Source organism: Pantoea sp. E2023-21, assembly GCF_051302795.1.
GTDB classification, from domain to species: Bacteria; Pseudomonadota; Gammaproteobacteria; order Enterobacterales; family Enterobacteriaceae; genus Pantoea; species Pantoea ludwigii_A.
On record NZ_CP195344.1, the window covers coordinates 3,607,738 to 3,621,339 of the forward strand.

General features: G+C 53.1%; 12 protein-coding genes. 9 read left to right on the top strand and 3 right to left on the bottom strand.

Features of this window, described 5'->3' with window-relative positions; genetic code table 11:
* Nucleotides 1–36 precede the first annotated feature (36 nt).
* Nucleotides 37–1,035, top strand: a complete 999-nt coding sequence (gene dusA / locus ACRQ84_RS16895) for a tRNA dihydrouridine(20/20a) synthase DusA (protein ID WP_483816651.1) — start codon at nucleotides 37–39, stop codon at nucleotides 1,033–1,035.
* 213 nt (nucleotides 1,036–1,248) lie between these two features.
* Entirely contained in the window at nucleotides 1,249–1,515 is a 267-nt protein-coding gene (gene pspG, locus ACRQ84_RS16900) for an envelope stress response protein PspG (protein ID WP_483816652.1), read from the top strand.
* A gap of 195 nt (nucleotides 1,516–1,710) precedes the next feature.
* Here pspG and ACRQ84_RS16905 read toward each other — a convergent pair whose 3' ends face one another.
* On the bottom strand, nucleotides 1,711–2,694 hold the full coding sequence (locus tag ACRQ84_RS16905; RefSeq protein ID WP_064737905.1) for a quinone oxidoreductase: 984 nt from the start codon (nucleotides 2,692–2,694) through the stop codon (nucleotides 1,711–1,713).
* A gap of 73 nt (nucleotides 2,695–2,767) precedes the next feature.
* Here ACRQ84_RS16905 and dnaB point away from each other — a divergent pair, with 73 nt between their 5' ends.
* The 7 genes from dnaB (at nucleotide 2,768) to ACRQ84_RS16940 (ending at nucleotide 9,476) form a co-directional block, all read left to right on the top strand.
* Nucleotides 2,768–4,174, top strand: coding sequence for a replicative DNA helicase (gene dnaB / locus ACRQ84_RS16910; protein ID WP_064737904.1), 1,407 nt, complete (start codon nucleotides 2,768–2,770; stop codon nucleotides 4,172–4,174).
* A 128-nt stretch (nucleotides 4,175–4,302) separates the two neighbouring features.
* Entirely contained in the window at nucleotides 4,303–4,794 is a 492-nt protein-coding gene (locus ACRQ84_RS16915) for an Lrp/AsnC family transcriptional regulator (protein ID WP_097095220.1), read from the top strand.
* A 228-nt stretch (nucleotides 4,795–5,022) separates the two neighbouring features.
* Nucleotides 5,023–5,637, top strand: a complete 615-nt coding sequence (locus ACRQ84_RS16920) for a YitT family protein (protein ID WP_008109953.1) — start codon at nucleotides 5,023–5,025, stop codon at nucleotides 5,635–5,637.
* A 48-nt stretch (nucleotides 5,638–5,685) separates the two neighbouring features.
* Nucleotides 5,686–6,879 carry an amino acid aminotransferase gene (locus tag ACRQ84_RS16925; protein WP_483816653.1) on the top strand — a complete coding sequence of 398 codons (1,194 nt, stop codon included), beginning with the start codon at nucleotides 5,686–5,688 and terminating at the stop codon, nucleotides 6,877–6,879.
* 182 nt (nucleotides 6,880–7,061) lie between these two features.
* Nucleotides 7,062–8,597 (top strand): catalase, encoded by a 1,536-nt coding sequence (locus ACRQ84_RS16930; protein WP_483816654.1) that lies wholly within the window; start codon nucleotides 7,062–7,064, stop codon nucleotides 8,595–8,597.
* A 108-nt stretch (nucleotides 8,598–8,705) separates the two neighbouring features.
* Nucleotides 8,706–9,122 carry a secondary thiamine-phosphate synthase enzyme YjbQ gene (locus ACRQ84_RS16935; RefSeq protein ID WP_064737900.1) on the top strand — a complete coding sequence of 139 codons (417 nt, stop codon included), beginning with the start codon at nucleotides 8,706–8,708 and terminating at the stop codon, nucleotides 9,120–9,122.
* Between the two features lie 3 nt (nucleotides 9,123–9,125).
* The gene (locus tag ACRQ84_RS16940; protein ID WP_483816655.1) at nucleotides 9,126–9,476 is read left to right on the top strand and encodes an MmcQ/YjbR family DNA-binding protein; all 351 of its coding nucleotides are present in this window, start codon (nucleotides 9,126–9,128) and stop codon (nucleotides 9,474–9,476) included.
* 6 nt (nucleotides 9,477–9,482) lie between these two features.
* Here the strand turns inward: ACRQ84_RS16940 and ACRQ84_RS16945 are convergent, their stop codons facing one another.
* A complete protein-coding gene (locus ACRQ84_RS16945) occupies nucleotides 9,483–10,547 on the bottom strand; it encodes an NAD(P)-dependent alcohol dehydrogenase (RefSeq protein WP_064737898.1) in 1,065 nt (354 codons plus the stop codon).
* A gap of 217 nt (nucleotides 10,548–10,764) precedes the next feature.
* A complete protein-coding gene (gene uvrA / locus ACRQ84_RS16950) occupies nucleotides 10,765–13,593 on the bottom strand; it encodes an excinuclease ABC subunit UvrA (RefSeq protein WP_064737897.1) in 2,829 nt (942 codons plus the stop codon).
* Nucleotides 13,594–13,602 lie beyond the last annotated feature (9 nt).

The following is a 13,602-nucleotide window of genomic DNA, read 5'->3' on the forward strand; positions in this document are numbered from 1 at the left end:
CTCATCACTTAACTTACTGCGGATTTACTGCGTTTCATGACCGATACTTTCTCCTCGCAACGTTTCTCCATCGCCCCCATGCTCGACTGGACCGATCGTCACTGTCGTTATTTCCACCGTCAGCTGAGTGGTGACACGCTGCTGTACACCGAAATGGTGACGACCGGCGCGATCATTCACGGCAAAGGCGACTATCTGGCCTACAGCGAGGAAGAGCACCCGCTGGCGCTGCAATTGGGTGGCAGCGATCCGGCTGCGCTGGCGCAGTGCGCTAAGCTGGCAGAAGCGCGTGGCTACGATGAGATCAACCTGAACGTGGGTTGTCCGTCCGATCGTGTGCAGAACGGGCGTTTTGGCGCCTGCCTGATGGGCGACGCGGCGCTGGTGGCCGACTGTATTAAAGCGATGCGCGATGTGGTGAGCATTCCGGTAACGGTAAAAACCCGTATCGGGATTGATGAGCAGGACAGCTATGAATTCCTGTGTGATTTTATTGGCACCGTGGCGCAACAGGGCGGCTGCGATACCTTTATTATCCATGCGCGAAAGGCGTGGCTGTCGGGTTTGAGTCCAAAAGAGAATCGCGAGATACCGCCGCTGGATTATCCACGCGTTTATCAGCTTAAGCGTGACTTCCCGGGGCTGACCATGGCCATTAATGGCGGCATTAAGACGCTGGAAGAAGCAAAACTTCACTTGCAGTATATGGATGGCGTGATGATGGGGCGCGAAGCCTATCAGAACCCAGGCATTTTGGCGCAGGTCGACCGCGAACTGTTTGGCCGCGATACACCGAGCGTGGATCCGGTCGCGGTGGTGCGCTCAATGTATCCTTACATTGAAGCTGAATTGTCCAAAGGGATGTATCTCGGCCATGTTACGCGTCATATGCTCGGCCTGTTCCAGGGGATTCCGGGTGCTCGTCAATGGCGTCGCTATTTGAGTGAAAATGCCCATAAACCTGGCGCGGATGTGCGTGTACTGGAAGCGGCGTTGGCTTTGGTTGCGGATAAAATCCCTCAGGAAGCGCTTTAAGCATTGATGTAGAGGTCGCCATGAATGGCGACCCTACAAAAGTGGGTGTTCTGGTTTTTGTTCTGGTTTTTTTTACGCCAATAGTTAGTAATTTTCATCACTCTTGAAACCTCGCATTTTTCCTCTACATAATACTTTCAAAGAGTTAGCTATTTTTAAAGGTTGGCACGCATCTTGTAATGTTCCTGATGTTATTTACACAGGAGAGCCTTTATGGAAATTCTATTTGTTCTTGGCTTTTTTCTGATGCTGCTTTTCACCGGTGTTTCGCTGCTGGGCGTTATTGCGGCATTGGTAGTGGCCACCGCTTTAATGTTCTTCGGTGGATTGCTGGCGATTGTTATTAAAGTGTTGCCTTGGCTGGTGCTGGCGGTTATCGCTGTCTGGCTGTACCGGGCATTTACCACGCCATCAGGCGAGGCTAAATTGCGCAGCCTGAAAAGAAAAATCAGTGACTTAGAGCGAAAAGGTTGGCGCTAATTGCGGTAACGATCACAGACTCAGAAATTGCTTAGACCTATTTCGCAATTAAACATATTTTTTACTTATGTTTTCTGTCAGGATGATTGGCGTTGTTTAAAACCAATTCATCGCCGCTGTCCCTACACCAGCGCGAACTATAAAAAAGAAAGAAAAAAGGGGCTTCCTACGGGAAGCCCCTTTTGCTTTTAGCGTTCAGGGAATCAACAGGCTTGAACCTTGAGTCGCACGGCTCTCCAGTACCTGATGCGCGCGCACTGCGTCGCTCAAGGCAAATTTCTGCTGGTCGGGGACGTTAAGCTGAATGGCCCGACTGGCGATCAGTGAGAACAGTTCGTTGCTGGCAGCATCCAGTTCTTCACGGTTGGTGATGTAACCAAACAGCGAAGGTCGGGTGACAAACAGCGACCCCTTCTTATTCAGGATACCGAGATCGATACCGGTTACTGGGCCCGATGCATTGCCAAAACTCACCATCAATCCGTGGCGACGCAGGCTATCCAGCGAAGGTTCCCAGGTATCTTTACCTACTGAGTCGTACACCACTGCCACTTTCTCACCGTTGGTCAGCTCGCTGACGCGCCTGGCGATATCCTCTTCGCGGTAGTTGATCGTCGCCCATGCACCGGCATCTTTGGCAATCTGCGCTTTCTCAGCCGATCCCACTGTTCCAATCAAATGTGCGCCCAGCGCTTTTGCCCACTGGCAGGCAATCAAACCCACGCCGCCGGCAGCAGCATGGAACAGGAAGATTTCATCGGCCTTCACTTTGTAGGTTTGACGCAGCAGATATTGAACGGTTAAGCCCTTGAGGAAAGAGGCCGCACCTTGCTCGAAGCTGATGCTGTCCGGCAAAACGACCAGACGATCTTCCGCCACGTTATGCGCTTCGCTGTAGGCGCCGAGTGCAGACTGGCAATAGACCACGCGGTCGCCAGCCTTGAAACGCGTCACTGCCGATCCGACCCGCTTCACCACGCCTGCCGCTTCAGTGCCCAAACCGGAAGGGAAGGTGCTTTGCGGATATAAGCCGCTGCGCACGTAGGTATCGATGTAGTTAATGCCAATCGCCTTATTTTCCACCTGCACTTCATGCTCGGCGGGATCGGCTAATTCGAAATCGACCCATTGCAGTACGGAAGGCGCCCCGTGTTGGTTGAATTGAATACGCTTTGCCATTCTGACTCCTGTGATTGTTCATCCTGGGACGTTATACTTGCGCGTCCCTTTCACGATCGGTAATGCATTCACTATGGCAGGAAATAAACCCACCAACAAATCGAACGAACCCCGCGATCGGCAGCTGGAAGGCGTAAAAATGCCGCCGCATTCCATAGAAGCGGAGCAGTCGGTGCTCGGTGGGTTGATGCTGGATAACCAGCGCTGGGATAACGTCTCTGAGCGCGTCGTTGCCAACGATTTCTTTAACCGCTCGCACCGCATGATCTTCACGGAAATGCAGCGCTTGCTGGAAGCTGGCCAGCCGATCGATTTGATTACGCTGTCTGAATCGCTGGAAACGTTGGGCGAATTAGAGATGGCGGGCGGCTTTGCCTATTTGGCTGAGTTGGCAAAAAACACGCCAAGTGCGGCAAATATTGGCGCTTATGCTGATATCGTCCGCGAACGTGCAGTGGTGCGTGAAATGATCTCGGTAGCGAATCAAATTGCCGATGCCGGTTACGATCCGCAAGGCCGCAGCAGCGAAGATTTACTCGATTTCGCCGAATCCAACGTTTTCAAAATTGCGGAGCAGCGCGCTAATAAAGATCAGGGTCCGCAGAATATCGAGCAGATCCTCGAAGCGACGGTATCACGCATTGAGGCGCTGGTCTCAACACCGCACGATGGCGTCACCGGCGTCGATACCGGTTATCAGGATTTGAACAAAAAAACTGCCGGATTGCAGGGCTCGGACCTGATTATCGTTGCAGCGCGTCCTTCGATGGGTAAAACCACCTTCGCCATGAATTTGTGCGAAAACGCGGCCATGTTGCAGGAGAAGCCGGTGCTGATTTTCAGTCTGGAGATGCCCAGCGAGCAGCTGATGATGCGTATGCTGGCATCGCTGTCACGCGTGGATCAGACGCGAATTCGTACCGGCCAGCTGGAAGATGAAGATTGGGCGCGCATTTCTGCCACCATGGGGATTTTGCTCGAGAAGAAGAACATGTTTATTGATGACTCTTCTGGCCTGACGCCAACCGAAGTGCGCTCGCGCGCGCGCCGTATCTACCGTGAAAACGGCGGGTTGAGCATGATCATGATCGACTACTTGCAGCTGATGCGCGTGCCTGCGCTGTCGGATAACCGCACGCTGGAGATCGCTGAGATCTCGCGCTCGCTTAAAGCGCTGGCGAAAGAACTGAATGTACCGGTGGTGGCGCTGTCGCAGCTGAACCGCTCGCTGGAGCAGCGCGCCGATAAACGCCCGGTGAACTCGGATCTGCGTGAATCAGGTTCGATCGAACAAGATGCCGACTTGATCATGTTCATCTATCGCGACGAGGTCTATCACGAAAACAGCGATCTGAAAGGCATCGCCGAGATCATTCTTGGTAAGCAGCGTAACGGCCCAATCGGTACCGTACGTTTGACCTTTAACGGTCAATGGTCGCGTTTTGATAACTACGCCGGCCCGCAATACGACGACGAATAATCCTTTCAATACCGATGCATGCACGATTTGTGCATGCATTTCACGTCATCAGAAAATAGTGTTGGACAACCCCGGCTTTAATCAGGTTATCTGTAGCAAAGCGCCCCCCATTACGCTGTGGAAACAGAATGACTCAGGTAGACGATCACGACCTTAAGATATTGACATTACTGCAATCTAACGGACGCCTCACTAACCAGGAACTGAGTGATTTAGTCGGACTGTCGGCGTCGCAATGTTCACGCCGCCGCATCAATCTTGAGCAGGCAAATCTCATTCTTGGCTATCACGCACGTCTATCACCCGACGCAGTTGGCCTCGGTATGGTGGGATTGATTGAAGTTCGATTGAAAAATCATACGCCGGATTATGAAGAGAGTTTCCATCGTATGGTGGAAGAAGAAGCCGCCATCGTTGATGCGTTCAAAACTACCGGCGATGCCGATTATCTGCTGAAAGTGGCGGTGGCCGATTTAGCGTCGCTGAGCGCGCTGATTAGCCAGTTAGTGGCGGGCCATCAAAGTGTGGCGCATGTGAAAACGTCAGTGGTATTAAGCCGTTTAAAAGAGAACGGTCTGATGATCATCCCTCAGCACAAAACGCGCCAAAAAAGTGCGTGACGTGCTAATCTGGTGCAATTATTGCCTTATTAATGCAAAAAACGCGCACCAGAAAACAGATTTGTGCATGAGTTGATGGTTTGATTCTCAGTTGATGTACAAAAACCTGCAATAAAGCGCCTTAGTTATCAATTGGATAATCACTGGCACCCATCGGCGGCGAACCTACGTCGCCGATGTGGTGCGTTTTTTGCATTTGAACCGCATCATTTGCAATGAGATTAACCCATGGATAACGTTGTTCAACCCACCAAAGTTCCCCATTCGCTGATTGAAGATGCGCTGGCGATCGTTCTCGGCACGCTAATGGTCTCTTTCGGCGTAATTATGCTGAAGCAGGCCGGCGCGCTGACCGGCAGTTCGGCGGGGATTGCCTTCTTGATTAGCTATTTGTCGCCGCTCTCCTTCGGCAGCGCATTTTTCCTGATTAACCTGCCATTTTATTGGCTGGCGGTGCGCCGCATGGGCTGGGAATTCACACTGAAAACCTTCTGTGCTGTGGGCCTGGTCTCGCTGTTTACCCACCTACATCCGCTGTTTGTACATTTTTCTGCGCTAAATCCGTTTTATGCGACACTGTTCGGTAACGTGGTGATGGGCATTGGGTTTATAGTGTTGTTCCGTCACAAAGCCAGCCTTGGCGGCATCAATATTTTGGCGCTGTGGTTACAGGATCGTATCGGTTTGCGCGCGGGGAAATTGCAAATGGCGGTGGATACCTGTGTGGTATTAGCGTCACTGTTTGTGGTGTCGTTACCCATGCTATTTGCTTCAATCGCGGGTGCGGTGATCCTCAATCTCATCATTGCAATGAATCATCGTCCCGGCCGTTACATGGTTTGATGACGCATTTTTACCTCTTAACTATGACCAATCATGGAGATCTGCACCGTGTTTCAAAACGTTGATGCCTATGCCGGCGACCCGATTCTGTCGTTGATGGAAACCTTCAAACAAGATCCGCGCGATAACAAAGTAAACCTGAGCATTGGTCTTTATTACAACGAAGCGGGCATCATTCCTCAGCTGCAGGCGGTTGCCGCAGCAGAAGAGCGCCTGCAGGCGCAGCCGCATCAGGCATCGCTTTACCTACCGATGGAAGGTCTGAACGCTTACCGTAATGCCATTGCACCGCTGCTGTTTGGTAAAGACCATCCGATGCTGCAAGCGGGTCGCGTGGCGTCCATCCAGACGTTGGGCGGTTCGGGCGCATTGAAAGTCGGTGCTGATTTCCTCAAGCGTTACTTCCCCAACTCCAACGTGTGGGTAAGCGATCCAACGTGGGAAAACCATATCGCAATCTTTAATGGTGCCGGTTTCGACGTGGATACTTACCCGTGGTACGACGCGGAAACCAAAGGCGTGAAGTTTGATGCGTTCATTGCCAAGCTGAAAACCTTGCCGAAGCAGGCCATTGTGCTGTTGCATCCATGCTGCCATAACCCAACCGGTGCCGATCTGACCAACGCGCAGTGGGATGAAACGACTGAAGTTCTGAAGGCGCAAGAGCTGATTCCTTTCCTCGATATCGCGTATCAAGGCTTTGGTGCAGGCATGGAAGCGGATGCTTATGCGATTCGCGCGATTGCGGCTGCCGGTCTGCCTGCGCTGGTGAGCAACTCGTTCTCCAAGATCTTCTCACTGTACGGTGAGCGCGTTGGCGGCTTGTCGATTGTCTGCGACAGCGCCGAAGAATCTTCGCGCGTGCTCGGCCAGTTGAAAGCCACCGTGCGTCGTAACTACTCCAGCCCGCCAAACTTTGGTGCACAGGTGGTTTCCTGCGTGCTGAACGATGAAGCGCTGCTGAATAACTGGCTGGCCGAAGTGGAAGCGATGCGTCTGCGCATTATCGAAATGCGTCAGGCATTGGTGAAGGTATTGAGCACCAAGTTGCCGGGTCAAAACTTTGATTACCTGTTGAAGCAACGCGGGATGTTTAGCTACACCGGTTTGAGCGCACAGCAGGTTGATCGCCTGCGCGATGAGTTCGGCGTGTACCTGATTGCCAGCGGCCGCATGTGCGTGGCGGGCCTGAACAGCCGCAACGTTAATCAGGTGGCTGAAGCCTTTGCTGCGGTGATGTAACATCCTCTTCGACGATGAAAACCGTCAGCCCAGGCTGGCGGTTTTTTTATAACGTTTTTATTAAGTATAAACCAGACCAGTCTTGCCGGTGTTTAACTCGTTGAATGTAAAGATCCTCGGGCCGAAAACGGCCCTACGCGATAACTCATCGCGATCTTTACTCTTCACAAGGAAGCAGGCTTATGATCCGGACAGGCAGTTCATTTCTACTCAATCCATTGGCGATTGCTCTCGCGTTAACCCTCTCTAACCCGGCTTACAGTACCGAACTGACGCGTGATAATGGCGCCCCGGTTGGTGATAACCAGAACTCACAAACGGCGGGCGAGCACGGTGCGGTGTTATTGCAGGATGTGCAGCTGATTCAAAAACTGCAACGCTTTGACCGTGAACGTATTCCCGAGCGTGTGGTACATGCGCGTGGCACAGGGGTACACGGCGAATTTCGTGCCAGCAAAGACATCAGCGATTTAACCATTGCCGAAGTGTTCAAGCCTGGCAGCGTAACGCCGGTCTTCGTGCGTTTCTCCTCGGTGGTGCACAGCAAACATTCACCGGAAACGCTGCGCGATCCGCGTGGTTTCGCCACCAAGTTCTACACCAGCCAGGGCAACTGGGATTTAGTCGGTAACAACCTGCCGGTGTTCTTCATTCGTGATGCGATTAAATTCCCGGACATGGTGCATGCCTTTAAGCCCGATCCACGCACCAATCTCGATAATGACGCACGCACTTTCGATTTCTTCTCTCATGTACCGGAAGCCACGCACGGCCTGACCATGTTGTTCTCCAACATGGGCACGCCAGCAAACTATCGCCAAATGGATGGCAACAGCGTACACGCCTATAAATTCGTCAATGCCAAAGGTGAAGTTCACTATGTGAAATTCCACTGGAAAACGCTGCAGGAAGAGAAAAACCTCGATCCTAATGAAGTTGCGGCGATTCAAAGCGCGTCCTACAGCCATATGACGGAAGACTTAGTCGCGGCGATTAACCAAAAAGCCTTCCCGAAATGGGATCTCTATATCCAAACCATCAAAGCCAGCGATATCGATAAGTTCGACTTCAATCCTCTGGATGCCACCAAAATTTGGCCGGGCATTGCAGAAGTGAAGGTCGGCCAGATGGAGCTGAACCGTAACGTCGATAACTTCTTCCAGGAAACCGAGCAGGTGGCAATGGCGCCTTCGAATCTGGTGCCGGGCATTGAAGCTTCAGAAGATCGTCTGCTGCAGGGGCGTTTGTTCTCCTATGCCGATACGCAGATGTATCGTGTTGGCACCAATGGTTTGAGTTTGCCGGTCAATGCGCCGCGCGTGCCGGTAAGCAACGGTAATCAGGATGGTGCGATGAACAGCGGTAAAGCTGATGATCATGGTGTGAACTATCAACCAAGCCGTATCTATCCACGAGAAGAACTGCAAAGTGCGCGTTACAGCCACAGCCCACTGAGCGGTACCACGCAGCAGGCGATAATTGCTAAAACGCAGAACTTTAAGCAGGCGGGCGAGCTGTATCGTTCCTTTAATGACAAAGAGAAAACCGATCTGATCAATTCTCTTGGCGGCGCGCTGAAAGGTGTGGATGTACAGAGCCGCGCCATGATGCTGTCGTACTTCTACAAAGCCGATAAAGAGTATGGCGAGCGTCTGGCTGCTATCACCAAAGACGATGTGGGCAGCATCAAAACTATGGCCGCTAAGCTGAGCGACTAACTTTCAGGCGGCAGACTTCACGCTCTGCCGCTTTTTCCTCTCTTCAGGGTTTACCTTTCGCCGACATGCTGCACACTTAAACGGTGTGTTCAATTTTGGGATTCTGGCATGTGGCATCAACAAACTTTTACGCTGGGCGCCAAAGCGCGCGGCTTTCATCTGATTACCGACGAGATTGTCAGCCAGCTTCACGGCTTATCCGATGTGCGCGTCGGCCAGCTGCATCTTCTGCTGCAACACACGTCGGCATCACTGACGCTCAATGAGAATTGCGATCCTACGGTGCGCAGCGATATGGAGCAGCATTTCTTACGCCATGTTCCAGAAAGTGCGCCTTATCAGCATGACTACGAAGGGGCTGACGATATGCCCGCACATATCAAATCGTCGTTACTCGGTGTTTCGCTCCTGATTCCGGTTAATCGCGGTCGTCTGATGTTAGGCACATGGCAGGGAATCTGGTTGGGTGAACATCGTATAAACGGCGGTGCGCGGCGTATCGTGGCGACCTTACAAGGGGAATAAAACATGAATACTTCGGATTTACTGACTTACTGCATGGGAAAGCCGGGCGCGGAGCAGAGCTACAAAGATGCCTGGCAGGCGACGCAAATCAAAAGTGGAGGTGTGTTATTTGCCATGCTTTATGAGGTAAAAGGTCGTCCCGCATTGTCACTGAAAGCGTCACCTGCGCTGGCAGATTTACTCCGTGAGGAACATAGCGATGTGTTTCCCAGTGAGCATCTAAACAAATCGCACTGGAGCACGCTGTGGCTGGATGGATCGCTGAAAGATTCGCAGATTTACTATTTGGTGGATGCTTCATGGCAACAGGCTGACGCCACGCGTGCAGCGGGCGTCAACCATGATGAACACTGAGGCGAATTAGGCCGCAGATTCCTCACGCAGAGTATTGATATCAATCACGAAGCGATATTTCACGTCGCTCTTCAGCATACGTTCGTAGGCTTCGTTGATTTGATTCATCGCGATCAGTTCGATATCAGAAGTGATGCCGTGCTTGCCGCAGAAATCCAGCATTTCCTGGGTTTCCGCGATGCCGCCAATCAGTGAACCGGCGATGCTGCGGCGTTTAAAGATCAGGTTAAATACCTGTGGTGCCGGATGATCGTGTTCCGGCGCGCCGACCAGCGTCATATTGCCATCACGCTTCAACAGGGCAATGAACGGGTTGAGATCATGCTGCGCCGCGACGGTGTTCAGGATGAAGTCAAAGCTGTTGGTGTGCTCAGCCATTTGATCGGCATCTTTCGAGATCACCACTTCGTCTGCGCCAAGGCGCTTGCCATCTTCAATTTTTGACGGTGAAGTGGTGAAGAGCACCACATGTGCGCCCATGGCATGAGCCAGTTTCACACCCATGTGACCGAGGCCGCCTAAACCGACGATGCCCACTTTTTTGCCGGGACCGACATTCCAGTGGCGCAGCGGCGAGTACGTGGTGATACCGGCACACAGCAGTGGCGCAACGCCCGCCAGATCGAGATTTTCGGGTACGCGCAGCACGAAGCTTTCATCTACCACCATATTGGTGGAATAACCGCCGTAGGTGATGGCGCCGGTTTCGCGATCTTCGCCGTTATAGGTCCCAACGAAGCCATTTTCGCAATACTGCTCCAGTCCTTCCTGACAGCTAGGACAGCTGCGGCAGGAATCAACCATACAACCAACACCGACCAAATCACCCACTTTGTAGTTGTGCGTGTGAGCGCCCACGGCCGTCACGCGACCCACAATTTCATGACCCGGCACCACCGGGAAAACGGTGTTACGCCATTCGTTGCGCGCGGTGTGCAAGTCAGAGTGGCAGACGCCACAGTACAACACTTCAATCTGCACATCATGAGCGCGCAGTTCGCGTGGCTTGAAGTCGAACGGAGCGAGTTTTGCTTTCGCGTCCTGTGCGGCATAGGCATGCGTAATATTCATGGTGTCTCCAAGGATGTGTCGTGAGTTTTATGCGGGATCCCGTTCAGCGCACTGAAGGGATAAAGGGCGTAAGGACGCCAAAAGGAACGTTGTAAGGATAGTCAGCAGACGGGAATGCGTATATGCCTGAAGTTGTCTGATTCTTGCCTGTTCCTGCATTTCGTTGCGGAATTCGACAGAAAAAAATCAGGCCCGCAATCGCGGGCCTGAGAGAAAATTACTTCTTCAACATTGGCTTAAGGAAACGCGCCGTGTGTGATTTTTCACACTCGGCCACCGTTTCGGGGGTGCCGGAAACCAGGATTTCACCGCCACCGCTGCCGCCTTCTGGGCCGAGATCGACAATCCAGTCAGCAGTTTTTACCACGTCGAGGTTATGCTCAATCACCACGATAGTATTGCCCTGATCGCGCAACTGATGCAGCACTTCAAGCAATTGTTGAATATCCGCAAAGTGCAGACCGGTGGTCGGCTCATCAAGAATGTAGAGCGTTTGACCGGTGCCACGTTTTGACAGCTCACGGGCCAGTTTGACGCGCTGCGCTTCACCACCCGAGAGCGTGGTAGCGGACTGACCAAGACGGATATACGACAGGCCAACATCGATCAGCGTTTGCAACTTACGCGCCAGCGCCGGAACGGCATCAAAGAACTCGCGGGCTTCTTCGATGGTCATCTCCAGCACTTCGTGGATGCTCTTGCCTTTGTATTTAATCTCCAGCGTTTCGCGGTTATAGCGTTTGCCTTTGCACTGGTCGCACGGCACGTAAATGTCCGGTAAAAAGTGCATTTCTACCTTGATCACGCCGTCGCCCTGACAGGCTTCGCAGCGTCCGCCGCGCACGTTGAAGCTGAAGCGTCCCGGATTGTAACCGCGTGAACGCGCTTCCGGCACACCGGCGAACAGTTCGCGCACCGGCGTGAAAATGCCGGTATAAGTGGCGGGATTCGAACGCGGTGTGCGACCAATCGGGCTCTGATCGATATCGATCACTTTGTCGAAATGTTCCAGGCCGGCGATCTCACGATAAGGCGCGGCTTCGATGGTGGTCGCGCCGTTGAGCTGGCGCTGCGCAATCGGGAACAGCGTATCGTTGATCAGCGTCGATTTACCGGAGCCGGACACGCCGGTGATACAGGTAAATAAGCCGACCGGAATCGTCAGCGTGACATCTTTAAGGTTGTTACCGCGCGCACCCGTCAGTTTCAACACTTTCGCGGGATCGCCTTTGACGCGCTCTTTTGGAATGGCGATCTCACGTTTGCCGCTGAGGAACTGGCCGGTCAGGGAATTTTCATTCGCCATGATGGCATGCACATCGCCTTCGGCAACCACCTGACCACCGTGCACGCCGGCGCCCGGACCGATATCGATCACATGATCAGCGGCTCGAATCGCATCCTCATCGTGCTCCACCACAATCACCGTATTGCCGAGATCGCGCAGGTGAATCAGCGTGCCGAGCAGACGTTCGTTGTCGCGCTGATGCAAGCCGATGGACGGTTCATCCAGCACGTACATAACGCCGACCAGGCCAGCACCAATCTGGCTGGCCAGACGGATACGCTGCGCTTCACCACCAGACAACGTCTCCGCCGATCGTGACATCGACAGATAATTCAAGCCGACGTTAACCAGGAAGCTCAGGCGATCGCCAATTTCCTTAAGAATTTTTTCTGCGATCTGCGCACGCTGACCGCTCAGCTTCATATTGGCGAAGAAGTCCATCGCATGCCCGATGCTCATCTCGGAGATGGTTGGCAGATTGGTATCTTCCACAAAGACATGACGCGCTTCACGACGCAGACGCGTGCCTTCACAGCTGGCACAGGCGCGGTTGCTGATAAATTTCGCCAGCTCTTCGCGCACCGCGTTGGATTCCGTCTCTTTATAACGGCGCTCCATGTTGTGCAGCACGCCTTCAAACGGATGGCGACGCACGGAGGTGTCACCGCGATCGTTGATGTATTTGAATTCAATATTCTCTTTGCCGGAGCCGTACAGAATCACTTCGCGCGCTTTATCGCTCAGGCTGTTGAACGGTGCTTCGACATCGAATTGCAGATGCTCTGCCAGCGAGCGCAGCATCTGGAAGTAATAGAAGTTACGACGATCCCAGCCGCGAATAGCGCCGCCCGCCAGTGACAGCTCGGGGTTTTGCACCACACGATCGGGATCAAAGTATTGCTGCACGCCCAAGCCATCGCAGGTCGGGCAAGCGCCGGCTGGGTTATTGAAGGAGAACAGGCGCGGTTCGAGTTCACGCATGCTGTAGCCACAAATCGGGCAAGCAAAGTTGGCAGAAAAGAGCATCTCTTCGGCGCTGGTATCATCCATATCAGCGACGATTGCCGTGCCCCCGCTGAGTTCCAGCGTGGTCTCGAAGGATTCAGCCAGACGCGTGGCCAGATCGTCGCGCACGCGGAAGCGGTCAATCACCACTTCAATGGTGTGTTTCTTCTGTAATTCCAGCTTCGGCGGGTCTGACAGGTCACACACTTCGCCATCAATACGCGCACGGATATAGCCCTGCGCGGCGAGGTTTTCCAGCGTTTTGGTGTGTTCGCCTTTGCGATCTTTCACCACCGGTGCCAGCAGCATCAGACGACGGCCTTCTTCCTGCGACAGCACCTGATCAACCATTTGGCTCACGGTTTGTGCGGCCAGCGGGACATCATGATCCGGACAGCGCGGTTCCCCCACGCGTGCAAACAGCAGGCGCAGATAGTCATGAATTTCGGTAATGGTGCCGACGGTAGAACGCGGGTTATGCGAAGTCGATTTCTGCTCAATGGAGATGGCGGGCGAAAGACCTTCAATATGGTCAACGTCCGGTTTCTCCATTAATGAAAGAAACTGGCGCGCATAGGCCGACAGCGACTCGACATAGCGACGCTGGCCTTCAGCATACAGCGTATCAAACGCCAGCGAAGACTTACCGGAACCTGACAGACCGGTGACCACAATGAGCTTATCGCGAGGGATGATCAGGTTGATGTTCTTCAAATTATGGGTGCGAGCACCGCGGACTTCGATCTTATCCATTCACCTTTC